The following is a 24998-nucleotide window of genomic DNA, read 5'->3' on the forward strand; positions in this document are numbered from 1 at the left end:
AAAGCTTTCTTATTAAATGAAACGATATTTCTATATTGATGATTTAATTATGAAATATAGTTGCGAACAGGAAGAGAATCAGTTATAATGCTTTTATAGAAAACGGTATCACGATAGTGACTCACCAAGGAGGCAAAGAGATGTTCGGCTTTTCTGTATTTATGAACGAAGACTTGACGGCAGCAGAACTTGAGCAGATGACTGCGATGGCATCAGGCTTTAAAGGGATTTTCACCTCCATGCACATACCAGAAGACGATCGCAGTACCTATCGGCAGCGTCTGACGGACTTGGGAGGTTTCGCAAAAGACCATCAGCTGTCTTTAATGGTAGATATTTCTGGAAACGCCTTAGCAGAAGCGGGCTTTTCCATCGACAATCTGGCGGAACTAAGGGAGATCGGTGTCACTGGTTTACGAATGGACTATGCCATCGACAATCAACAAATCGCTGCTTTTTCAAAAGAAATGACCATTAGTTTGAATGCCAGTACATTAACGGAAAAAGACATTCGAGAGCTGCAGACGTATGGAGCTGATTTTACTCGTTTGGAAGCTTGGCACAATTATTACCCCCGACCAGAAACAGGACTGGATGCTGACTGGTTTCAGGAGAAGAACCGCTGGTTGAAAGCACAAGGCTTTTTCGTCCAAGCCTTTGTTCCAGGAGATGCCAAGAAACGCGGACCGTTATTTCAAGGATTACCCACACTGGAAAGACACCGCAACTGGTCGCCTTTTGCCGCAGCGATCGACTTGTTGGCTACTGGCTCAGTTGATGCTGTTTACATTGGTGATGGGATGGTTTCTGCAAAAAGTGCGCAGCAGTTTGCGACGTATCTGCAAGAAGCGCGGATCGTTTTGCGGGTCAAAGATCTTGGTTCTACTTACTTTGAACACGTACTAGGGGATCACCAGAATCGTTACGATGAAGCTCGGGATGTCTTGCGCAGTGCTGATGCCCGTTTCAATGCCATTCCAGAAGTCAAACCTGAACTTAGTCAAGAGCGGACAATTGGTGCTGTGACGATCGATAACCAAGAGTATTTGCGCTATATGGGAGAGATTCAAGTGTGCAAACGTCCTTTGCCAGCAGACCCAAAAGTCAACCTCGCCGCTCAGGTGATACCAGCTGATCTGCCGTTGATCCAACAAATCAAAGCAGGGATGCGATTTAAATTAGAAAGAGATGATTCCAATGAATAAAATCAATTTAGACAAATTAACGACTGAACGACGCAATAGCGAAACGAGTAATTTAGATGAAATGACAATTTTAGAAGCGTGTCAAAAAATGAACCAAGAAGATCAAAAAGTTGCCTATGCGGTGGAAAATGAAATTCCTAGTATTGAAAAAGTGATTGAACAAACTATCGCTGCTTTTAAAAAAGGCGGACGCTTGATTTATCTTGGCGCTGGGACAAGTGGTCGATTAGGCGTCTTGGATGCGGCCGAATGTGTCCCAACCTTTGGGGTATCACCTGAGATGGTGGTCGGTCTGATCGCCGGTGGTGAAGAAGCGATGACGGTTGCTGTCGAGGGAGCAGAAGACTCCTTAACGCTAGGGAAACAAGACCTTGTCGATCTGAAGTTGAACCCAAATGACATGGTGATCGGGATCGCTGCCAGTGGTAGAACGCCTTACGTGATTGGGGCTCTTGATTACGCCAATGAGCTTGGTGCCACAACAGCTACGATCGCTTGTAACAAAGATGCGGAGATCTCTCAACATGCCAGCTTTCCAATTGAAGTCGATTGTGGCCCAGAGTTTCTGACGGGTTCGACTCGTTTGAAATCAGGAACTGCCCAAAAATTGATTTTGAATATGATCTCGACGTTATCGATGGTAGGGATCGGTAAAGTCTACAATAATTTGATGGTCGACGTGAAAGCGACCAACGAAAAATTGGTGGAACGCTCAAAACGGATCATCATGCAGGCAACTGAAGCTGATTATGAAACAGCCGCTGCAGCATTTGAAGAAGCAGATCAGAATGTCAAATTGGCGATCGTGATGCTGTTGACGGATAGCACGAAAGACGAAGCACAAGCAAAACTTGCCACGGCACAAGGGTTTGTCAAAACGGCGTTAGGAGGAGAAAAGTAATGGCAAAAGAAACACTGACGGTAGAAGAGTTAGCGGAGAAGATTTTTCAAGAAGCCGGCGGAATGGATAACGTAGAAACAGTCAATCACTGTATGACTCGCGTACGAATGACCGTCCGCGACCACGACAAGGTCGATCAACAAGGGTTAAAAGAGATTCCCGGCGTGATGGGTGTCGTCAATGACGAGCAGCTGCAAGTCATTATCGGACCAGGGAAAGTCAACAAAGTAGCCAACGCAATGGTGGCAAAAGCCGGTGTTGATTTAGGGCAAGAGATCCCGCAGCAAAAATCAGGCAAAGAGGCGTTATCAGAAAAAACGGCAGAGATGAAAGCAGCCCAAAAAGCCAAACAAAAATCATCACCATTGAAGTCGCTGCTGAAAGACATTTCAAATATCTTTGTTCCAATGATTCCAGCCTTCGTTGGTGCAGGACTCGTTGCAGGGATCGCCTCCGTTCTGACCAACATGATCACTGCTGGAAATTTAGATGGAGACACTTGGAATTATTATGTCATGATTTTAAACGTCCTAAGAAATGGGATGTTCACCTATTTAGCAATCTTTACTGGGGTCAATGCTGCGCAGGTCTTTAAAGCCAATCCAACCCTTGGTGGAGTGATCGGTTCGATCATCTTGCTGACCGGTATGAACCCAGAAGCCCCGATCCAAAACTTGTTCACCGGCGAAGCTTTAGCTGCCAACCAAGGAGGGATCATCGGTGTGATCTTCGCTGTATGGCTTTTGGCGAAATTAGAGGCAGTGCTGCATCGAGTGATTCCTGAAGCGATCGATATTATCGTGACTCCGACGTTGTGTTTGTTGATCATCGGTTTGACGGAGATTTTCTTGATCATGCCATTGGCAGGTCTGATCTCTGACAGCTTAGTCGGTTCAATCACTTGGGTCTTGAATGTGGGCGGTGCGTTTTCTGGGTTTGTCTTAGGGGCGGCCTTCCTACCAATGGTCATGTTTGGTTTGCATCAAATTTTGACCCCGATCCACATCCAAATGATCGAAGCAACAGGCAGCACGCAATTATTACCGATTTTAGCCATGGCTGGTGCCGGTCAAGTCGGAGCAGCTTTCGCCTTATGGGTACGACTACGTAAAGACAAAGAGCTTTCTGAAATGATCAAAGGTGCATTGCCAGTTGGGATCTTAGGTATCGGCGAACCATTGATCTACGGAGTGACATTGCCATTAGGTCGACCATTTATCACTGCTTGTATTGGTGGTGGGATCGGTGGTGCGGTCATTGGCGCTTTGACAAATATCGGCGCAACGGCGATTGGACCATCAGGGCTAGCTTTGATTCCATTGATTGCCAACGGCCGTTGGATGGGCTATATTTTCGGCTTGTTAGCAGGCTATGCTGGCGGCTTCGTTGCCACCTACTTCTTTGGGATTCCTAAAGATCGCTTAGAAGCAGTCAAAGGGATTGAGGCAGAGGAGGCAAAACCAGCTGCAACCGTCACTGTGCAACCGCAACCAAAAGAAACGAGTGAAACGGCTGCAAAGGAAACGGCAGCAAATTCATCAGCAACAACGATCGATACACCCTTATACGCAGTAGCAACAGGTACGACAAAATCGATCAGCGCGTCAAGTGATCCGGTATTTTCGCAAAAAATGATGGGCGACGGGTATTTCGTCTTGCCAGACAATGGGGCGATCTTTGCACCAGCAGCAGGAACCGTCACGACGATTTTCCCAACGAAACATGCATTGGGGATCAAGACTGCTAGCGGGCTAGAGATTCTGCTGCACATGGGTGTCGACACCGTCGAATTGCAAGGAGCACCTTTTGAGATCCTGGTGGAGGAAGGCCAAGCGGTGACACCAGCCACCCAAGTTGCCCAAGTCGATTTGGCGCAGTTGACGGCTAAAGGCAAAGCTTCTGAGATGCTTGTCATTATCACCAATATGGACCAAGCAGCCAACGTTGAACTGTTACCGATCGCGGAAACAAACGCAGGTCAAGCAGTCATGCATGTGGCAACGATAAAATAATGGTAAAACCTCTATCTGATAAAGATGGAGGTTTTTTTTAAGAAGTTACTAAATTGATTGCGGAAACGAGGCCTTTATGTTACAGTTTCGTTACAAAGGGAGAAATCCCATTCGAGGAGGCAATGATGATGAAAAAAATAATTTGGTTCGGACTAATGACGCTGGCATTTTCACCAATGATGGTTCATGCAGATGAAACGGCTACGAGTGGAAGTGACAATCCGGTTGCCGTTAGCGAGACGCTTTCATCAGAAGGGCAAACAGACAGTGAGCAGATTCAAAATTCTGCCCAAGAAAGTACAGATGAAAACCAAGAAACGGATCAATCCGCTACTTCAGAAACTACAGCTGACGAGAATCAAGAGCCAGTCGATTCCGAAGCCGTTATTGCCTCGATCCAAGCAGAGACAGGGACGCAAAACGTCAATGAGATCAACACGTTAGCCGATGAACCTAGTTCGCTTCGTAGCGCCTTAACCCAAGGGATCACTGAAGGCAGTGTGACCGCATTTACCCAAGAACAGTTGGACCAGTTGACAGATGAAGAATTGACCAATGGCAATCGCCTAGCGTTACGTTATTCTAGTGATGCGATGGGCTTTGATATTGCTTACTTGGCAAAAATCATCGGTGCCTTGTTTGTCGATCAGACGTTATCCTGGGAAGCCATTGAGCCGCAACTGGCTTTTGATGCGAATAGCTACGCCAGTTTTGCTGACTTGATTCCTGTCGTGGATCAGTTGCAGGAATATTTAAGGGTCGTCTATCCAGCAGACGGAGTCTTTTTACATTTGAATCAAGCCGTTTCCAACGAATGGATGATTTCAATTTTGACCAATTTGAATCAGATGGAACAAGAGATGCAAGTTGATCCAGGTGCCTTTGTCCCCGGACGGATCTCTTATATCATTCAAGCGGCAAATGATTCCATGTATCTGCCTACAGGCACGCAAACGAGTACGACTGAAGAAGCGACGGCAACTTCGACGACAGCCCAAGAAACAGCGACAACGACTTCTTCGAAAGAGGCCAACGCTACTGCCGATGGCGAAAAAACATTACCTAAAACCAATGAAGCGCCAAGTTATACCTTATTGATCGCCGGTGTTATCCTGCTGCTGATCGTTTTCTTGATTTTATGGCGCCGAAAGAAAAAATGACCGTTATTTATAATCGGCGGAATGAAAAAATAGCAACCTTCGTTTTCCATCAGGGAAACGAAGGTTTTTTGTTTTCAGAAATTTCATTGGTTATTTCTTTTCAAATAACGCCCTTTATAAAAAGACCAGAATCGATTCCTTCATAAAAAAGTCAAATTTAAATTCTTGCATTCTCTGGTGAGGGGTGTATAATGACACAGTGTCATATGACAACGTGTCATATCGAGAGCTGTGATTTATTTTAAATTAGAAAGGAGTTGCTTGTGATGCCGACCGATACATTTTTTCACTTGCCGCCAGAAAAACAAAAGCGCATCTTAAATGCGGCGAAAAAAGAATTCTCAAGGCTGCCGTTGAAAGACGCCTCGATCGCCAACATCATCAAAGATGCCGAGATTCCTCGCGGGAGTTTTTACCAATACTTCGAAAACAAAGAAGATCTTTATTACTATTATTTCCATACGTTGAAAAAAAATAGTCAGCGAGATCTGCTGAAATCGATCCAACATGAAAACGGGGATCTGTTTGCGGGGTTCGAATGGTACTTTTCACGGATGATCGCCGAGGTTTTCAAAGGCAAAAACGCAAACTTTTACCGCAATTTATTTATGAGTATGGATTATCGTTCCTTCCATAAAGTCGTGCCAGAGATGCAGCACAAGATGCATCAAGAACACAAAGCCGATCGGCAGAAGCAGCAAGCCATCTTTTTGTCAGAGGTCGACAAAGATTTATTGAAAGTCAAAGACGACCATGAGTTGAAAATGCTGATCCAGCTGCTGATGCATACCGTCTTTTCGACGATTGCCGAAGCCTATCGCCAATCAGCATTTGATCCAGACTATGATCCTGCCGAAGCGATCGCTGATTTCAACAGTAAAGTCCGCTGGTTAAGAGAGGGCGCAAAAAAAGAAAGAGGGGAAACCTATGATTAAGCTGATAAAACGCGTATCCGTCATTTCCATAATCATGGCAGTGGTGTTTATGGTGATCCAAGTCGTTTCTGATTTGTATCTACCGACATTGACTTCCAATATTATCAACAATGGGGTGGCGACAGGGGACATTGATTACATTTGGAAAACCGGCTTTTACATGATCGGCTTTTCATTGATCAGTATCATCGCCGCTTTAGGAAATACGTATTTCGCAACAAGAGAATCACAAAAATTAGGACAAAAACTACGTTCGGACATTTACCAAAAAGTTGAGAATTTTTCTTCTCGTTCTTTCGATAAATTTGGGACCGCATCATTAATCACGCGGACCACCAACGACGTCAACCAAATTCAAATGGTGACGCAAATGTTTTTACGTATGATGATCAATGCACCGATCACACTGATTGGGGCGAGCTTCTTGGCCTACCAAAAAGATGCCCAGTTAACACGGATCTTTTTAGTCGTTATTCCTATCATGCTAGTATTAGTCGGCGGTATTATGTATTTTGCCGTTCCTTTATTCAAAAGTATGCAAAAGAAAACCGACCGTTTGAACTTAGTCTTTCGTGAAGGCTTGACGGGGGTCCGGGTCATTCGGGCATTTGACAAAACGGATTATGAAGCAAACCGCTTTGATCAAGCCAACAAAGATTACACCCACACCGCGATCAAAGTAAATACCATCGTGGCCTTGATGATGCCTTTGATGACGTTGATCATGAGTGGAACGAACATTGCCATCACATGGTTTGGTGGTCATTATATTGCCGAAATGACCTTAGAAGTCGGGAACCTGATTGCGTTTATGACTTATGCGATGCAAATTTTGATCAGCTTTATGATGCTGTCCATGATCTTCGTGATGGTGCCAAGAGCCCAAGCATCAGCTGATCGGATCAACGAAGTCTTAAATGAAGAAGATGAAATTCTCGATCCAAAAACACCAGCGACATTGAGCTTACAAGGGGATCAAGCAACCTTGACTTTTGACCATGTGGCGTATCGCTACCAAGGCGCTGAGAAATTGGCGTTGGAAGATATCGACTTCCAAGCAAAATCTGGTGATTTTGTTGCCATCATCGGTGGGACGGGCTCAGGGAAAACGACACTAGTCAATCTCTTGCCTCGTTTGTACGATGTGGAGTCTGGTGCAATCAAAATCAATGGGGTCAATATTGCAGAAATCACCCAGCATAATCTACGAGAAGTCGTGGGCTTTGTTCCGCAAAAAGCGGTACTGTTTTCCGGTACCATTCGTGAAAATATGAAATATGGAAAACCTGATGCGACAGACGAAGAAATCTGGCAAGCATTAGAGATCGCCCAAGCCAAAGATTTTGTCTCCGAACTGGCAGATGGCTTAGATAGCCGTGTAGAACAAGGCGGCGGCAACTTCTCTGGTGGACAACGTCAACGTTTAGCGATTGCTCGTGCGTTAGTGAAACAAGCAGATGTCTATGTCTTTGATGATTCCTTCTCCGCATTGGACTTCAAAACCGATGCAAACTTACGAGCAGCGCTGAAACGCGACATGCAAGACAGCATCATGGTCGTGGTTGCCCAACGGGTCAGCACCGTCATGGATGCCGATACGATCTTAGTATTGGATGAAGGACAACTCGTAGGGAAAGGGACCCATGAATCATTAATGGCAGACAATGAAACCTATCAAGAAATCGTTTCTTCACAATTGAGAGAGGAGGATCTTGCATGAGTGAAAAGAAAACAACAACACAACACCGTGGCGGACCAATGGGTGGCGGCCCGGGCCGTAACATCGGTGCCAAAGGACCAAAACCAAAAAACTTTTGGGGGACGGTCAAACGGCTTTTCGGGTACATGTCGAAACGCTCCATCGCTATCATTGCCGTCTTCGTTTTAGCGATCGCAGCCGTGATCTTCCAAATCCAAACACCGAAAATTTTAGGGGAAGCGACCACTGAAATTTTTAAAGGGGTCATGATCGGTACGCAGCAGATGCAAGCCGGCCAACAGGTGACAGAATTTCCTATCGATTTTGAGAAAGTTGGTCAAATCATTTTGATCGCGATCGGCATGTATGTGATTTCAGCCGTCTTCAACTTTCTACAACAGTTTATTATGACCCGTGTCTCTCAACGAACGGTTTATGAGCTGCGTCGAGACTTAGATGAAAAAATGAACCGCTTGCCGATCTCTTACTATGATACTCACTCAAATGGGGATATCATGTCACGGGCAATCAATGATATGGATAATATCGCAAGTACCCTGCAACAAAACTTGACCCAATTTATTACGAGTGTCGTGACCTTTATCGGGGTTTTGTGGATGATGCTGACGATCAGTTGGCAACTGACTTTGATTGCTTTAGCAACGGTTCCTTTAAGCTTGATCGTCGTGATGATCGTCGCACCAAAATCGCAAAAATTCTTTGCGGCCCAACAAAAAAGTTTAGGATTGCTCAATGACCAAGTCGAAGAAACTTACGGCGGTCATACAGTAGTCAAAACCTTCAACCATGAAGCTGCCGATCAAGTCGTTTTTGAAGAAGAAAATGACCGTCTGTATTCTGCTGGTTGGAAAGCCCAATTTATTTCAGCGATTATTATGCCCTTGATGAACTTCATTAAAAACTTAGGCTATGTCTTCGTGGCTGTCCTTGGTGGAATCAAGGTAGCGAATGGGAACATGACGTTAGGGGATGTGCAAGCATTCTTGCAATACACCAATCAATTCTCTCAACCGATCACTCAAATCGCTAGTTTGCTAAACACCATCCAATCAACCGTTGCATCTGCCGAACGGGTCTTTGAAGTCTTGGATGAAGAAGAAATGAATGATGAGCCTTCTGGTTTACCAGTGGAAGACAGTGAATACAAAGTTCGTTTCGATCATGTTCAATTTGGTTATGCCCCAGACAAATTATTGATGACCGATTTTAATTTGGATGTCAAAGCTGGTGAGATGGTGGCTATCGTAGGACCAACCGGCGCTGGGAAAACCACGCTGATCAATCTCTTGGAACGTTTTTATGATGTTTCTGGCGGTAGCATTCGTTATGATGGCAGAGATACCCGAGACTTGACTCGTGATGAATTGCGTAGTAATATCTCGATGGTGCTGCAAGATACGTGGTTGTTTACCGGCTCCATCTATGACAACATTCATTATGGAAATGAAAAAGCGACCAAAGAACAAGTGATTGCTGCGGCGAAGGCTGCCCATGTGGATGATTTTGTTCGCAAATTGCCAGAAGGCTATGATACGGTCTTGAATGAAGAAGCCAGCAACATCTCCCAAGGTCAACGTCAGCTGATCACGATCGCCCGCGCCTTCTTAGCGGATCCGGACGTCTTGATTTTGGATGAGGCAACTTCTAGTGTCGATACGCGGACTGAGATCTTGATCCAGAAAGCAATGGGGCGTTTGTTAGAAAATCGGACCAGCTTTGTGGTTGCTCACCGTCTCTCTACGATTCGTGATGCTGACAATATCATCGTGATGAATCACGGATCTATTGTTGAGACTGGAAACCATGAGGAATTGATGGCGCAAAACGGTTTCTATGCAGACCTTTATAACAGTCAATTTTCAGAAGAAGTGGCGTGATCCACTGTTTGTAATGAAAGAAATTCTTCCCCAAATGATGATAAACAGACCGCCAAAGGTTGACTGAAAGAAAGCAGTGATTGTCACTGCTTTCTTTTTTTTATGAATTTATATGGCTTTATTTTAAATATTCATTGCAATTATCTAGATAAAAATGTATATTAATACATAATTTCGAATGATCCAAGACAAGGAGTGAAACCAATGAGTCATCTTTTTCCTAATTACAGCCGTTTGCCCATCGATATCCAGCAAGGCAGCGGGAGCTATGTCGTAGATTCGCAAGGGAACCAATATTTAGATTTAACGAGCGGTATCGGGGTTGTCAATCTCGGTTATGGACATCCCAAAGTGCAAGCCGCTTTGATGACCCAAGCAGAGCAGATTTGGCATGTGCCGAATTTATATGACAGCCAACTACAAGAAGAAGTTGCCCAAAAGCTGACCCAAAACCAAAAGAACGTATCAGACGAGCCGTATCTGGCCTATTTTTGTAATAGCGGCGCTGAGGCGAACGAAGCAGCTTTAAAGCTGGCTCGCAAAGCGACTGGCCGTAGCAAAGTCATCAGTTTTGAACAATCTTTCCACGGTCGGACCTTTGGCGCGATGTCTTTGACTGGGCAAAGCAGTATTCACGATGGGTTTGGTCCGCTGGTACCAGAGATGGTGTATGTACCCTTTAATGACCTTGAGGCATTGCAAGCCGTTTTAGATGAGCATACGGCAGCCGTGTTTTTAGAATTGATCCAAGGCGAAGGCGGCGTGATCCCTGCTGAGGTGGCATGGGTCCAAGCCGTGGCAGCCCTTTGTCAGGAGCAGGGAGCACTGCTAGTGGTGGATGAGATCCAAACCGGGATGGGACGGACAGGAACGCTGTTTGCGTTTGAAGGATACGGCATTGAACCTGATCTTTTTACCGTAGCCAAAGGGCTTGGTAACGGGATCCCTGTCGGAGCGATGCTAGGCAAAAGTCATTTGCAAACGGCTTTTGGACCAGGTAGTCACGGTTCGACCTTTGGTGGCAATAAATTAGCGATGGCCGCTGCTAGTGCCGTTTGCAGTGTGTTGCAAGAAGAGGACATTCAAGTCAATGTTCAATTGCGCCAGCAGCAGTTTTTCGACGGATTGCAAGGATTATCTAAAGTGCAGGCGATTCGTGGGAAAGGATTGATGATCGGTATCGAATTAGCAGATTCGGAAAGCTTGCAATCCGTGTTGACCCAACTGCGGAACCAAGGCCTCCTCGCATTAAAGGCGGGAACCAAGGTTTTGCGCTTGCTGCCACCCTTAACGATCTCGCAAGAGGAAACGCAAGCAGCCTTGGCGATTTTACAAGCGATCTTAGCATAATTGTATAAAAATAGATTTTTTGGGCATTTTTTCTTATAAAAACCGAATAACAGTGAGTTTATTTTGAATAGTTTTATAAATAATCATTGACAGAGCGATGGGAGTTTCTTATAATCTTAAGTAAATTCTTTTGAGGAGTGACGTGTTTGAAGGCAGCAATCGTTGGTGTAACAGGGTATACCGGAATTGAATTGATTCGTTTGATCCAGCAGCATCCCCAATTGGAGGTGGGCACCTTGCATAGTCATTCTATGCATGAAAATTCATCAGTTTTGTATCCTCATTTAATTGGACTGACAGAGCGGTTGATCGAACCTTTTGATGCAGAAAAAATCCAAAAGGAAAATCAACTCGTGTTTTTTGCGACTCCTGCTGGAATCAGCAAAGAACTCGCAGCGACTTTTGTCGCAAATGACTTTCCAGTGATTGACCTTTCTGGTGATCTGCGATTGAAGGATCGGGATAGCTATCAAAAATGGTATCACCAAGAAGCTGCCCCTGCCGAGTTGTTGGCACACGCGACCTATTCGCTGCCTGAGTTTGCAACGACTCCTGGCAATTTGATCGCCAATCCAGGCTGTTATGCGACTGCTGCCATTTTAGTGGCTGCGCCGTTGGTTCAGCAAAAACTATTCAGCGGCACGTTGATTTTTGATGGCAAGTCGGGCTTATCGGGTGCTGGTAAGAAATTGACCGACAGCAGTCACTTTGCAACCGCTGCGGATAACATGACGATGTATAAGCCAAATCAGCATCAGCATATTCCCGAGATCATGCAACAGTTTCAACAATGGGATCAGGCAATGCCGCCGATCCAATTTTCTACCAGCTTACTGCCTGTCAAAAGAGGGATCTTTATGACGCTTTATGCGCCTCTCAAAGACGCGATTTCGCAAGAGGACATCTATGAGCAGTACGTAAAAACATATCAAGACCATCCGTTTGTCCGAGTGCAACCGTTAGGAAAGCTGCCCGAGCTGCGGCAAGTGACGGGAACGAATTTTTGTGACATTGGCCTATGTTTCAATCCGCTGACCCAAGTGTTGACCGTTGTCGCAGTGATCGATAATTTAGGCAAAGGGGCTGCTGGCCAAGCGATCCAAAACTTCAATCGATGGGCAGGGATACCAGAAACGACCGGTCTTATGCAAGCTCCGTTATACCCATAAAATAGCCAACAGACACGTGAGAATACTCGTGTCAGCCAGTGGACAATCCGCAAAAAGGTGGCAGTAGGAGGAAAGAAAATGAAAGAAATCGAAGGAACGATCGCAACCCCAAAAGGTTTTTTTGCCGACGGTCTGCATTGCGGTCTGAAGAAAGAGAAAGTCGATCTTGGTTGGATCGTCTCTGAAGTGCCAGCCAGTGCTGCGGCAGTCTTTACCACCAATCAAGTACAAGCGGCACCCATTCTCGTTACAAAGGAAAAAATGCAAGCAGGCACCTTGCAAGGCGTGATCGTCAATGCGGGCAATGCCAATGCTTGTACCGGGGAGCAAGGTTTAAAAGATGCACAAGAGATGGCAGAATTGGCAGCAGACCAGCTGCATACGAGTCCCGAAGCCTTTGCGGTAGCCTCCACCGGAATCATTGGCAAGAGCTTACCGATGGAAAAAATCACTGCAGGGATTCAGCAACTAAACAGGCAAGGGGATGCCCACCAATTCCAAAGAGCGATTTTGACGACGGATCTGACTGAAAAAAGCAGTGTCATCCAATCAACAATCGCTGACAAAACGGTGACTGTTGCGGGCTGTGCCAAAGGGTCTGGTATGATCCATCCCAATATGGCCACGATGCTGGCCTTTGTTACGACAGATGCGGCGATCGCTCCAGCACTCTTGCAAGCACTGCTGAAAGAATTAACCGACGTTACTTTCAATCAAATCACGGTCGATGGCGATACATCCACCAATGATATGGTGTTAGTTTTAGCCAACGGGTTAGCCAAAAATCCAACGATTGAAGCTGACACGCCAGCTTATCAGGAGTTTAAAGGGATGCTTAAAGCAGTTCTGACCGCGCTAGCCAAAGCAATTGCGAAGGACGGAGAAGGCGCCAGCAAATTGATCGAAGCTCACACGAGTGGAGCTGTGACGGATGAAGCAGCCCGAATGATCAGCAAAACCATCGTTGGTTCGCCGCTGGTCAAAACAGCCCTCTTTGGCAAAGACCCAAACTGGGGGCGTATCTTATGTGCAGTGGGTTATAGTGGGCAACCCATCGATCCAGCAACGGTATCGATCGCACTAGCCGACATTCCCGTCTTTGTCCAAGGGATACCTGTAGCTTTTGACGAAACCATCATGCAAGAACAGTTGGCGGAAAGTGAAGTCAAAGTCGCTGTTGAGCTGAAAGAAGGAGCAGGTGTTGGCACCGCTTGGGGCTGTGATCTGACGTATGACTATGTGAAAATCAACGCACTATATCATACCTGAAACAAATCAGGTACTAGACAAAAAGGAGCGAGTAGATGGAAACGATCGTAGTAAAAATCGGCGGTGTCGCCTCAGAAAATTTAACCCCGTCATTCTTTGAGACGATAGCAGATTGGCAAGCTGCGGGCAAAAAAGTGGTCATCGTCCATGGCGGTGGTCACTACATCTCAGAAATGATGGAGAAAATGGCGTTGACAGTCACGATCAAAGACGGCCTGCGGGTGACCGATCCCCAGACGCTTGAAGTAACTAGAATGGTCCTTCTGGGACAAGTTCAACCGCTGATTACGACTGCTTTCCAGCAAGCTGGCTTCCATGCCGTGGGACTGAATGCTGGTTGTGATCAGCTGATCCAAGGAGAAGTTATCGATGAGGAGAAATTAGGTCAAGTAGGGAAGGTTCAACAAATCAACGCTGCTTTCCTGCAGCTCTTGACAGAGAAAAAACATGTTCCGATTTTGGCCCCACTAGGAATTACTCCAGATGGGCAATGGTTGAACATCAACGCGGATGAAGTGGCTTGTCAGGTCGCAGCCAGCTTACAAGCCGAAAAACTGTATTTGTTGACGGATGTTCCTGGCATCAAACAAGAAAGCAAGTGGTTGTCGGCTGTTTCTTTTGAGGAGATCCCCCAACTGATCGCCGAAGAAGTAGTCACGGGCGGCATGCTGCCAAAACTAAAAAGTGCTCAGAAAGCCTTAAAAGCAGGGGTAGCTGCCGTTTGTATCACCGATCGGATCGATCGTTTAGGAACCCAGATCCTCGCGGCAAGTCCAGCAGCAGCTGTCTATAGTTGAAGCCATTAGCGACACCTAAACGCCACCTCTCTACTTATAAAAATGCAAAATTCTGACTTTTCTGTGCTTTTCTTCTTATTTTCTCTAAAAAAAGAATAAAATAGGTAGGGATTTCATTTGCTAGAATTTCGTTTTATCAGTACAATGAGTACATATGTAAGTAGGGGGAGAAACAATGACAGATTTCTTATTGGGGAGCAGTACGAAGTTGCTGACTGTTGCAATTCGGGTAAAAGACCGCGATCAAGCGATTGCCTTTTATCGCGATGTACTTGGCTTTGAGCTGAAAAGAGAAGAAAATGAGTTGGCCATCTTTGGTCTAAAAGGATTAGATAGAGAAGTTTTATGGTTGGAAGAAAGCCCGCGTGCCAACGACCATTTCGGTGAGATCAAAAAGATGCAGCGCATCGTTTTAGCCGTATCCTCGCTAGAAGAAGCGGCAACTATCGCGAGCAATGCCCAACAAAAAGCGATTGCTTTCGAAGAAGCTCGTTATGAAGCGAATCAATTAGGCTTCCTGATAGCTGATCCAGAAGGAAACAAAATCGAAGTCTTATTTACAGCACCCGCAGGAACTGTGGTACCAAAAGACGAAGCAGAATTGATCAAAGCGGCACCTGCAAAAGCGGCTGGCTTATCAAAAGAGGCTCATTTTGGCAAGCTGTATTTAAACGTCAGTGATTTAGCCAAAGAGCAGCTTTTCTTAGAAGAAAGCTTAGGATTGAAAACAAAAGAAGCCGAAACAAAGGAATTTATCCTCAATGATGGTGACTTCCAAGTTGGCTTGACTGAAGCACAAGGTGGTACGATCGACTTACCGAGCCACGAGGTGCTTGGCTTAGACTTCTTGAAAATCTCCATCAGTCAAGAAGATATCGATACATTGGAAAAACACTTGTCTGAGAAGAACCAAGAGTTTTTCATCGACAAAAAACGGCAATTGTTGACGACCTACGATGCGATCGGTATCGAATGGTGGTTTATCGTTAAAAAATAAAGTGTTTTGAAAGAAAAAGCAGAGAGGACTATTCTCTGCTTTTTCTTTTTTTTGTCAAAAAAAGAAACTTTTGTTTTTATTTCGCACGAAAGAGTGTAAAAAACTGTTACATCGATTCGAAGACCAATCATTGAAAAAACGGTAGTTTATCTGCATTAGTAGAACAGGTCCAATCTATTTTGAATTTCTTATTTAGTTATTTAATATTTGAAACGCCTGTCTTAAAACTTAATATAATAGCCATTATGATTCAAAAATCGCAAACATTATATTGAATTGTGGTTATTCTTAATTTATAATAAAAAAGAATCGAGATTCGATGGCTCTGGACGCAGAGGTTATTTGTTGTTATTAATGTATGCGGTTTCTTTTGGTGGTGAGCAGTAACGGGAAGACAAGGAGTAGATGTGATGGAAAAAAAGTGGATACACCGATATTTTGCTCAGTGGGATCTTCAGATGATGGTACTGCCGGCGATTTTACTGGTAGGCATTTTTAGCTATATCCCAATGTACGGGATTTTGATGGCGTTTCAACAGTACAATATTTTTGAAGGTATGACAGGCAGTCCATGGATCGGCTTTGATAATTTTCGGCGCTTTTTTAGTGAACCACGTTTTTGGGAAATTTTACGGAATACCATTATGATCAGTGTGCTAAAGATTGCTATTTGTTTTCCAGCACCGATTTTGCTGGCGTTGATGCTTAACGAGGTCAAGAACGTTGCATTCAAACGTGTGGTGCAGACGATTACTTATCTCCCGCACTTTTTATCATGGGTGATCGTGGCGGGGTTTACGATGTCGATTTTATCGATGGATAACGGTAGCTTAAATATTGCTTTGGAAAGTTTAAACCTGATCGATGAACCAATCAACTTTTTATCGATCCCTCGCTATTTCTGGACGATCATCGTTACGACAAATCTTTGGAAATCGATTGGCTTTGGCTCGATCGTCTATATGGCAGCCATTGCTGGGATCGATCCGCAGTTGTATGAAGCAGCATCCTTAGATGGTGCGACGAAATTTCAGCAAGTTTTTTTGATCACGTTGCCTTCGATCGTTCCAATCATTACGATCTTCTTGATCTTAGAAATTGGCAACTTGTTGAATGCGGGCTTTGAAGATTTGCTTTTACTGGGGAGCAATCCAGCTCTTAGAAATGTGGCGGATGTCATTGATACCTATGTGTATCGGGTAGGGATCAGCAACTCTCAATATTCATACGCAACAGCTGTTGGTTTGTTCAAAGCAGTCATTAGTGTCACTCTTTTGAGCGGAGCAAACTTTTTCGCACGCAAAGTGGGTCACAGCTTATGGTAATCAGCAGAGGAGGAAATGAACAATGAAGAAAAATTGGGGCGACCAAGCGATGATGATTTTTATTTACCTCTTCTTGATAACGCTTGCATTCTTGACGTTTTATCCCTTCTGGAATTCGCTGGTGATTTCCTTTAATTCTGGACGTGACACGGTGACTGGTGGGATCACGTTTTGGCCAAGAGAATTCACGTTGGAAAACTATCAGATCGTCTTTCAAGATCAGCGCTTGATGAATGCCTTTTTCATCAGTGTCTTACGGACAGTGATCGGGACGTTTTCATCGATCATGCTGACAGCGATGGCAGCATATGGAATGTCAAAAAGAGAACTGATAGGGCGAAAATTTATTACGATTTTTTTCATCCTCACGATGTTCTTCAGCGGCGGCTTGATTCCAACTTTTTTAGTGGTACGTTCACTTGGACTGATGGATTCTTTTTGGGTAATGATCATTCCTGGTCTGATCAGTGTTTGGAATATGATCATCTTCCGTACGTTCTTTCAGCAACTGCCGAAAGGATTGGAAGATTCAGCGAAAATTGATGGTTGTGGTTATTGGGGCACGTTTTTCCGAATCATTTTGCCGTTATCAGGTCCAGTCATTGCCACTTTGTCGCTATTTACCGCCGTTGGGCATTGGAATGATTGGTTTATGCCAAGCATCTACATTACTTCAGATCATCTGATTCCCTTGCAGACCTTTTTGCAACGAGTCTTGAATTCGAACACGGTGAGTTCGCAAATGAGTCAAATCGATTCTGGCTCAGCAGCACGTTTGGCGAAAATGACTGGTGTCACAGGAAAATCCTTGTCGATGGCGATCATGATGGTGGCGACTTTGCCGATCGTAATGGTTTATCCGTTTGTCCAAAAGTATTTTGTAAAAGGTGTATTGATTGGTTCGTTGAAAGATTAGCAGAGCAGGAGGAACTCTCTTGATTAGAGGAGAGAAGGAACGAAACGTTGAAAGGGGATAAAAGAATGAAAGCAAAGGTATTAAAAGGCGTGCTGTCAGTGACTGCGATGAGTCTCTTACTGGCTGCTTGCGGCAGTGAGTCAGGGACAAAAGAAAGTGATGGGGCGGCAGCGAATGACCGTGACAGTTCGGAGGTCTTTGAATTAGGCAGTGAACCGTTGGAGATCACGATGTTTGGTAATTATGACTGGTACACGATGGATCGTTGGGGAGATGATCCAGCAACTGCTGCTATCAAAGAACTGACCAAGGTAGATATTCGCGCAATCGATGGTGGCGGGAATGCAGCACAGCGGCTAAGCACAATGATCGCTGGCGATGATCTACCTGATTTTATTTGGCTTGATCGAGGGTCGGATGTGGAACGGCTGCGAGAAGCGGGTGCCTTAGTGCCATTTGATGATTACTTGGATAAGTATCCGAACTTGAAAGAATGGGCGGGAGAAGACATCCTGAACATGCTTCGTTCAGAAGACGGCAAGCTCTATCAATTTCCCAACTGGTATAGCTCGGAGCCTTTCGGGAATGCCGGTTATGTCGTCAATAAAGAGATCCATGATGCTTTAGGTGCGCCAGAATTGAAAACAACCGATGATCTTTATGAGTATTTGAAAGAAGTTCAAACAGAGTTTCCTGATGTTATTCCATTTGAAACAGATGTCAGCGGACAAGGGATCAATGTCTTATACTCCGCCTTTGCAGAAGGGCGTTCACCAGCAGATATCCGCATTCGCGCTGTTCCTGAAGGCGACGTGTTGACCTCGATCTTTGCCAATGAAAACTACGTAGAATCGATTGAATATGCGTCAAGATTGTACCGTGAGCGCTTGATGACCCAAGATCCCTTGACCCAAGATGCGGATATGGTTGCAGAAAAAGTAACTAGCGGCCGCGTAGCTGTCTATGCGGCTGCCAGCCCGTCCAACCATGCTCGCGATGCCCACTATATCTTACAAGAGCAAAACCCAGATGCGGGGTATTTCTATATCGAGCCGATTGCAAAACCAGGACTAGATCCTGACAATATTTTCCCAGGTTCCTATGAAATGCTAGGGTGGAATGTCAGTGTCATTACTAGAAATGCAGAAGACCCAGAAAAAGTCTTTGCCTTCTTAGACTGGTTGACAGGACCGTTGGGCCAATCGATCTTGATGTTTGGTCCAGAAGGCCAGTATTGGGATGGCTTTGACGAAGAAGGCTATACGCAATTTACGGATGCCTATGCAGAAGACAGTGCAGGCGTTTCGGAGATTGAGCAAGCAACTTCAAGTTTCCAATGGAACGGCAACTCCGCCTTTTTAGACAATACCAAAACAAAATTTGAACTGAATCTTCCAGAAGATCAAATGAACTGGGCAACGAAATGGCAGCATGCTATTACTTGGGACACGCAAAAAGACGACACGGAATTTGCGGCGATCAACCCGATGCCAGACTCACCAGAAGGAATCATTCAGCAACGGATCAACGATATTTTTGAAGAAGCCAATGCTTCAGCGATCTTTGCTGACAGCGATGAAGAAGTGCGTGCCATCTTTGCTGAGGCGGAAGCCCAAGCACAAGCAGCGGGCTATCAAGAGTTGCTGGATTATCAAACAGAGAAATGGCAGCAAAATCTACAAAACTTAGCCCGCTAGAGGGTAAATCAGCTGATTAGAGAAAGGAGGCGGACTGATGGGAAATGAACGATGGTATCGTTGGTATGGTGCCAGTCAAGCGATAGCTAGTATGTTGCTTTTGAATGGCTACTGGTTACTGTTCAATCTGCCCGTTCTATTGCTAGCTTTGGGGCTGATTTTCCCCAGCTCTCCTCGTCAGTTTCTTTTCTCTTTGGTTGGTTTGATCATTAGTTTTCCTAGCATTCTTTTGCCAGCGACCTTTGCTTTATTTGGGGTCATGCGGCGCTGGTTGTACTATCAAGAACCACGACAGGCCATCGGAGGGACCTTTTGGCGGCTCTATCGGGAAAATTATCGGCGCAGTTTTGCCGCAGGCCTCTTTTTCGGTAGTCTCGCTTTGCTGCTGTTAGGCTCTTATCGCCAAATCGATTCCTTTCAGTTGCCCTTATTGGCTGTCGGCTATTTGTTTTTAAGTATCATTTTACTCGTGTGGTTGCTGTATTTTATCTGCGACAGTGTGCATTTGGCGGCACCCATGCGGCTCGCCTTGATCAAAAGCTTTTTCATCATCTTTTGGGCACCGTTGCAGACACTGATGTTGCTAGGGCTGTTGAGTGGCCTCGCTTTACTGCTCGTCTTGATCAATCCCTTACTCGCGGGATTGATCGTAGGGGGACTAGGTAGCCAATGTGCGTGTTACAGTTATTTGAGAATCATCCAAAAGGCGCAAGCAAAAGCTGCACCAGCCGATGAGTAATCTATGTAACACTGATTAGAAAAAAATCTGAAAACTATCCTTAATGGGTAGTTTTTTTCATTGGCAAAAAGTGCTAAAGTTAGAAGCAAGACAAGCCTGAAAGGAGCGAGTATGGAACGATGACAATGTACCCAAAAACAGTACAGCTCATTCAAGAAAAAATGCCGACCGTTTTCCCAGGAGCGGTGCTGCGTTTTATCGCTGGTGAAACCCAAGAGACCCAGGTATTCGGACAGGCAGCGCTTCTTCCGAAAACCGAACCTATGACGAAAGATCATTTGTTTGATTTAGCCTCATTGACGAAAGTCATTTGTACAACCACCGTCCTGTTAAAATTGTGGGATCAAGGGAAAATCGAGATGGAGGCACCGCTTACTCGTTGGTTGCCAGCGTTTAAAGACGATCGGGTAACGATCAAGCACTTGCTGACGCATACGGCAGCCATCAACACGTGGATTCCTCATCGAGACCAGTTGGGTGCTGCTGCTTTGCGCAAGGCGTATTTGCAGCTTGAAAGCAGTGATACGATCGGTCAAACGGTCAACTATACGGATACTGGTACGATTTTGCTGGGCTTTTTATTGGAGGAGCTGTATCAAAAATCAGTGACCGAGATTTTTCAAGAAGAAGTCTTGACGCCTTTAGGCATGAAGAACAGCGGCTTTCCGCCTTTTCCTCCTTCACAGCTGCCATTGATCGTGCCTACCCAGCAGCAGCCAGACGGCAGTATCCTTAGAGGAATCACCCATGACCCAAAAGCACGAGTGCTGGGAAACCATGCCGGCAACGCCGGGTTGTTTTCTACCGTGGATGATTTGACGCTGTTCGTTCAACTGTTACTGGCAAATGGTCAGCAGCAAGGGGCGCCGTTTTTCTCAGAAAAAGTGATGCAGGCGCTGGCTCAGAGACAGACGCCTGAAAGCACAAAGCCCCGCACCTATGGCTGGGACTTATTGGGTGCGCCGTACCAATTATTTCATACAGGCTATACAGGCACGTTTCTCGCAGTAGATATCCCTAACAAAAAAGCGTTTATTTTCTTATCGAATCGGGTCCATCCAGTGGATCATCGAGAAAGCTACTTGGGTCATCGTGACGAAATCCTGCAATGTTACTTAAAAGAATCTGCCGAATAAGCGGATTCATGCTATAATATGCACGAACAACTAGAGAGGGGAACAATTATGGAACCATTGTTTATGAAACCTGTTTTTCAAGAAAAAATTTGGGGCGGCAGTCGCCTGCATTCTGTTTTTGGTTTTGATTTACCGAGTGACAAAATCGGTGAAGATTGGGCGATCAGTGCGCATCCTCATGGGGTGAGCGTCATTGAAAATGGTCCGTTTAAAGGCAAAACATTGGCGGATCTTTGGCAAGACCATCAAGAACTGTTTGGACATTCAGACGAACCAGTCTTTCCATTATTAATTAAAATTCTAGACGCGGAAGATGATCTATCCGTTCAGGTCCATCCTGATGACACGTATGGGCTAGCCCATGAAGGGGAATTAGGGAAAACGGAATGCTGGTACATTATTGATGCCGAACCAGGTGCGGAAATCATTTATGGCCACCACGCACAAACCAAAGAAGAACTTGCGGAAATGATCGAAGCGGGTCGTTGGGATGATTTGTTAACAAAAGTCCCTGTGAAAAAAGGCGATTTCTTCTACGTGCCAAGTGGAACGATCCATGCCATTGGGAAAGGGATCATGATCTTAGAAACCCAACAAAGCTCGGATACGACTTATCGGGTGTACGACTATGATCGTACTGATGATCAAGGACAAACACGGGAGCTGCATATCCAACAATCAATCGATGTGACGACGATTCCTGCACGGACGCCAGAATTATCGATCCGTGAAGTCAAACAAGGACAATCAGCAGTCGTTACCTATCTTGAAACGCCATTTTTCAATGTGTATGAATGGGAAGTACGTGGGAAATTATCTTTGGCACAAAAGGCCGATTATACCTTGATGACCGTGATTGATGGGTATGGGCATTTGATGATCGACGGTCATTCCTATGAACTAAAAATGGGCACGAGCTGCATTTTGCCAAACCCGATCAAGAAATGGGAATTGGTTGGTGAATTGACTGTCATTGCCTCTGAACCTGGAAAAAAATAAAACGATCAGTAAGTGACGTGATTCGCACAAGCAAAACAGCACACGTTCCTGATTTTTCGTAAGGCTGAACTCGTTCAGCTGCCTGTCATCATTGGCGATTTTTCCGCTTTTGACTGACAGGTTTTTTCGTATGGACACTCACGATAGACGTCTGAGGAAGATTTGTTATAATGGCAGTAATGAAGGATAGGTGAAAAGAATGGTTTACTTAGATCATGCAGCAACGACACCGCTGCACCCAGAAGTGATCAAAGTGATGAGTGAGACGATGCAGACATTTTTTGGCAATCCATCAAGCATTCATCATTATGGTCGAGATGCCCACACCCAATTAGAATTGGCTCGTCAAGCGATCGCTCAGCAGCTAGGGGTCAAGGAACATGAGATCATTTTTAACAGTGGAGGTACCGAAAGTGATAATACAGCGATCATCGGTACAGCCCTTAGCAAACAAGCACAAGGCAAACATATCATTACGACCCAGATCGAACATCCGGCGGTCATTGAGAGTATGCGCTATTTAGAAGGCTTAGGCTTTGAGGTGACCTATTTGCCCGTAGATCAAAAGGGGCAATTGGCCGTCAGTGAAGTTGAGGCTGCCTTACGTCCCGATACGATTTTAGTATCCATAATGACGGCAAACAATGAAACGGGCAATTTGTTACCGATTGCAGAAATTGGCGCCCTTTTACGGGAGCATCCCGCCGTTTTTCATACCGATGCCGTGCAAGCTTATGGCAAAATCCCGCTTGAAATCAATGAAAATAGCATTGATCTCCTAAGCATTTCGGCTCACAAAATCAACGGACCAAAAGGGATCGGCTTTTTGTATAAACGAGATGGCTTGTCGCTACCTTCGCTACTCCACGGTGGCGAACAAGAAGAAAAACGGCGAGCAGGGACGGAAAACTTGGCAGCCATCATGGGAATGGCCAAAGCAGCTTCTTTGCATACCCCCGAAGCGCAGCAAGCAGCGGCAGAACAATATCAAACGTTTGCCGATGTACTGATGGATACCTTAGCAGCACAAGGCGTCGATGTTCAGTTGAATGGTGATCCAGCACACAAATTGCCGCATATTTTGAATCTACGTTTCCCAGGAGTCAGCAGTGACTTGCTGCTGATGAAATTGGACTTAAAAGGGGCCGCCATCTCCACAGGCAGCGCTTGTACGGCGGGCAATGTGGAACCCTCCCATGTGCTAGAAGCGATGGTGGGCAAAGAGCATCCAGCTATCCGGGAATCGGTCAGAGTCAGCTTTGGCTATGGCAACACATTGGCGGAAATCGAAGCATTTGCTCAGCTATTAGCAGAAACTGTCTTAGCAACGAAAAAGTAGGAGAACAGCTAGCAATCTCGCTGAAAACTATTTATAATGAAAGAAATGATGTTAAAGAGGTGAAGAACATGGCATTTGAAACAACAGCAACCGTTTTAGGCGCAGCAACCCAATACCGCATTGCTCCTGAAGCAAAAAAATATACGTTGCGGGATAATGGCTTTACAGAAACGAACGGCGGCAACTTCCAATTGATTCGTGGCCTTGAAGCAACACCCCAAAGCAAAGAAGGCTTTAAATTAAAAATCACTGTTGCAAAAGATCTGCAAACCTTCAAGATGTCGATCACGACAGCCAATGGATTAAAAGCAGTCAATATTTTCAAAGATGAACAGCACAAAATGCTGCAAGAAAAATTTTACTTTTTAATGGATGGTTTTATCAGCCGCGGGTTGTTTGTCAAAGCGTAAGCTTTTGTCAAAAGCAGCTATACCGTTCAAAGGGCAAGAAGTGTGTCACTCCGCCAAGCAGGCAAGGGATTGATACACTTCTTTTGTATCTTTGCCGGTTTCTTTTTATACTAAAGAAAACAAACCTAAGCCGTTCTCAGAAAGTGGATACGTTGAGACGAGAAAGAAGGAATCCAGATGAAACGAACCTTAAACAAGCAATCCGTGTTAGCCGTTGGAATGGGGACTTGGCATATGGGGGATGACCCAGCTAAGGAAAAAGCCGAGATCGATGCGCTGCAAGCGGGCATCAAAGCCGGAGCGGCTGTCATCGATACCGCAGAAATGTACGGCGAGGGAAACGCAGAAACGCTAGTTGGTAAGGCGATCCAGCCCTTTACAAGAGGGGATCTTTATTTGATTTCAAAAGTTTATCCCTGGAATGCCTCCACCGATGAATTGCCAAAAGCTTTAGACCGCAGCTTAGCGCGTTTAGGCACCGACTATCTTGATCTGTATCTGTTGCACTGGCGAGGGGATGTGCCGTTAGCAGAAACAGTTGACGCACTAGAAGCTGCCAAAGCCTCTGGAAAGATTCGTGCATGGGGCGTCTCTAATTTTGACGTGGCAGATATGGAGGAGCTGTTGCGGTTAGAAAACGGCGATCAATGTGCCGCCAACCAAGTACTCTATAATTTAGGTTCCCGGGGGATCGAATACGATCTTTTGCCTTGGCAGGCAGAGGCTGAGATTCCGGTGATTGCCTACTCACCAATTGCTCAAGGCGATCGGCTAGGGCACCACTTCAAAAATGATGAAGTGGTGAAAGAGCTGGCAGAAGACAAAGGCTGCACGATTTTTCAGCTGCTTTTGGCATGGACCCTTCGACAACCCCACGTCTTAGCGATCCCCCAAACCAGTGACTCGCTGCATATGCTGCAGAACATTGAAGCTGCCAAAATCGTTTTTTCCAAAAGCGAATTGGCGATAATCGATGCACGTTTTCCTGCACCGACGAAAAAGCAGCCGTTAGCGATGATTTAAAGACACAGATCACAGAAAAAGC

The 24998-nt window shown here is 45.3% G+C and carries 21 protein-coding genes; all 21 read left to right on the top strand.

What is annotated here, in order from left to right; genetic code table 11:
* Window positions 1-140: 140 nt before the first annotated feature.
* The 21 genes from IGI86_RS01925 to IGI86_RS02025 all read left to right on the top strand — a co-directional run bounded on the left by IGI86_RS01925 (window position 141) and on the right by IGI86_RS02025 (window position 24976).
* A complete protein-coding gene (locus IGI86_RS01925; RefSeq protein ID WP_034878114.1) occupies window positions 141-1205 on the top strand; it encodes a DUF871 domain-containing protein in 1065 nt (354 codons plus the stop codon).
* Complete coding sequence (gene murQ / locus IGI86_RS01930) at window positions 1198-2106, top strand: N-acetylmuramic acid 6-phosphate etherase (protein WP_042890168.1); 909 nt, start codon at window positions 1198-1200, stop codon at window positions 2104-2106. The genes IGI86_RS01925 and murQ overlap by 8 nt, the downstream gene beginning before the upstream one ends.
* Window positions 2106-4118, top strand: coding sequence for a glucose PTS transporter subunit IIA (locus tag IGI86_RS01935; protein ID WP_016619647.1), 2013 nt, complete (start codon window positions 2106-2108; stop codon window positions 4116-4118). The genes murQ and IGI86_RS01935 overlap by 1 nt, the downstream gene beginning before the upstream one ends.
* 128 nt (window positions 4119-4246) lie before the next feature.
* Window positions 4247-5278: an LPXTG cell wall anchor domain-containing protein gene (locus tag IGI86_RS01940; RefSeq protein WP_034872070.1), complete on the top strand. Its 1032-nt coding sequence runs from the start codon at window positions 4247-4249 to the stop codon at window positions 5276-5278.
* Window positions 5279-5544: 266 nt separating this feature from the next.
* A complete protein-coding gene (locus tag IGI86_RS01945; RefSeq protein WP_005232294.1) occupies window positions 5545-6213 on the top strand; it encodes a TetR/AcrR family transcriptional regulator in 669 nt (222 codons plus the stop codon).
* On the top strand, window positions 6206-7933 hold the full coding sequence (locus IGI86_RS01950) for an ABC transporter ATP-binding protein (RefSeq protein ID WP_008376197.1): 1728 nt from the start codon (window positions 6206-6208) through the stop codon (window positions 7931-7933). The genes IGI86_RS01945 and IGI86_RS01950 overlap by 8 nt, the downstream gene beginning before the upstream one ends.
* The gene (locus tag IGI86_RS01955; protein WP_061053672.1) at window positions 7930-9810 is read left to right on the top strand and encodes an ABC transporter ATP-binding protein; all 1881 of its coding nucleotides are present in this window, start codon (window positions 7930-7932) and stop codon (window positions 9808-9810) included. Before IGI86_RS01950 ends, IGI86_RS01955 begins: the two co-directional genes overlap by 4 nt.
* Before the next feature lie 204 nt (window positions 9811-10014).
* Complete coding sequence (locus IGI86_RS01960; protein ID WP_301389301.1) at window positions 10015-11160, top strand: acetylornithine transaminase; 1146 nt, start codon at window positions 10015-10017, stop codon at window positions 11158-11160.
* Between the two features lie 146 nt (window positions 11161-11306).
* Window positions 11307-12329, top strand: a complete 1023-nt coding sequence (gene argC, locus IGI86_RS01965) for an N-acetyl-gamma-glutamyl-phosphate reductase (RefSeq protein ID WP_315040949.1) — start codon at window positions 11307-11309, stop codon at window positions 12327-12329.
* Between the two features lie 78 nt (window positions 12330-12407).
* Entirely contained in the window at window positions 12408-13598 is a 1191-nt protein-coding gene (argJ, locus tag IGI86_RS01970; protein WP_194187881.1) for a bifunctional glutamate N-acetyltransferase/amino-acid acetyltransferase ArgJ, read from the top strand.
* Between the two features lie 35 nt (window positions 13599-13633).
* A complete protein-coding gene (argB, locus tag IGI86_RS01975; RefSeq protein WP_061053674.1) occupies window positions 13634-14395 on the top strand; it encodes an acetylglutamate kinase in 762 nt (253 codons plus the stop codon).
* Window positions 14396-14570: 175 nt separating this feature from the next.
* A complete protein-coding gene (locus IGI86_RS01980; RefSeq protein WP_008376185.1) occupies window positions 14571-15392 on the top strand; it encodes a VOC family protein in 822 nt (273 codons plus the stop codon).
* A gap of 410 nt (window positions 15393-15802) precedes the next feature.
* Window positions 15803-16717, top strand: coding sequence for an ABC transporter permease (locus IGI86_RS01985; protein ID WP_005232278.1), 915 nt, complete (start codon window positions 15803-15805; stop codon window positions 16715-16717).
* Between the two features lie 22 nt (window positions 16718-16739).
* The gene (locus IGI86_RS01990) at window positions 16740-17633 is read left to right on the top strand and encodes a carbohydrate ABC transporter permease (protein WP_430617686.1); all 894 of its coding nucleotides are present in this window, start codon (window positions 16740-16742) and stop codon (window positions 17631-17633) included.
* Window positions 17634-17698: 65 nt separating this feature from the next.
* On the top strand, window positions 17699-19330 hold the full coding sequence (locus tag IGI86_RS01995) for an extracellular solute-binding protein (RefSeq protein WP_430617687.1): 1632 nt from the start codon (window positions 17699-17701) through the stop codon (window positions 19328-19330).
* A 37-nt stretch (window positions 19331-19367) separates the two neighbouring features.
* Window positions 19368-20069 carry a DUF624 domain-containing protein gene (locus tag IGI86_RS02000; RefSeq protein ID WP_005227228.1) on the top strand — a complete coding sequence of 234 codons (702 nt, stop codon included), beginning with the start codon at window positions 19368-19370 and terminating at the stop codon, window positions 20067-20069.
* A gap of 119 nt (window positions 20070-20188) precedes the next feature.
* Window positions 20189-21205 (top strand): serine hydrolase domain-containing protein, encoded by a 1017-nt coding sequence (locus IGI86_RS02005; protein WP_430617688.1) that lies wholly within the window; start codon window positions 20189-20191, stop codon window positions 21203-21205.
* Window positions 21206-21250: 45 nt separating this feature from the next.
* Window positions 21251-22204 (top strand): mannose-6-phosphate isomerase, class I, encoded by a 954-nt coding sequence (gene manA / locus IGI86_RS02010; RefSeq protein WP_170920124.1) that lies wholly within the window; start codon window positions 21251-21253, stop codon window positions 22202-22204.
* A 199-nt stretch (window positions 22205-22403) separates the two neighbouring features.
* Entirely contained in the window at window positions 22404-23543 is a 1140-nt protein-coding gene (locus tag IGI86_RS02015; protein ID WP_140965109.1) for a cysteine desulfurase family protein, read from the top strand.
* A gap of 68 nt (window positions 23544-23611) precedes the next feature.
* Window positions 23612-23953 (top strand): DUF1831 domain-containing protein, encoded by a 342-nt coding sequence (locus IGI86_RS02020; protein ID WP_005232263.1) that lies wholly within the window; start codon window positions 23612-23614, stop codon window positions 23951-23953.
* A gap of 177 nt (window positions 23954-24130) precedes the next feature.
* Window positions 24131-24976, top strand: coding sequence for an aldo/keto reductase (locus IGI86_RS02025; protein ID WP_430617689.1), 846 nt, complete (start codon window positions 24131-24133; stop codon window positions 24974-24976).
* Window positions 24977-24998: the final 22 nt, after the last annotated feature.

This window comes from Enterococcus sp. AZ188 (genome assembly GCF_050544075.1).
Classification (GTDB): Bacteria; Bacillota; Bacilli; order Lactobacillales; family Enterococcaceae; genus Enterococcus_D; species Enterococcus_D entomosocium.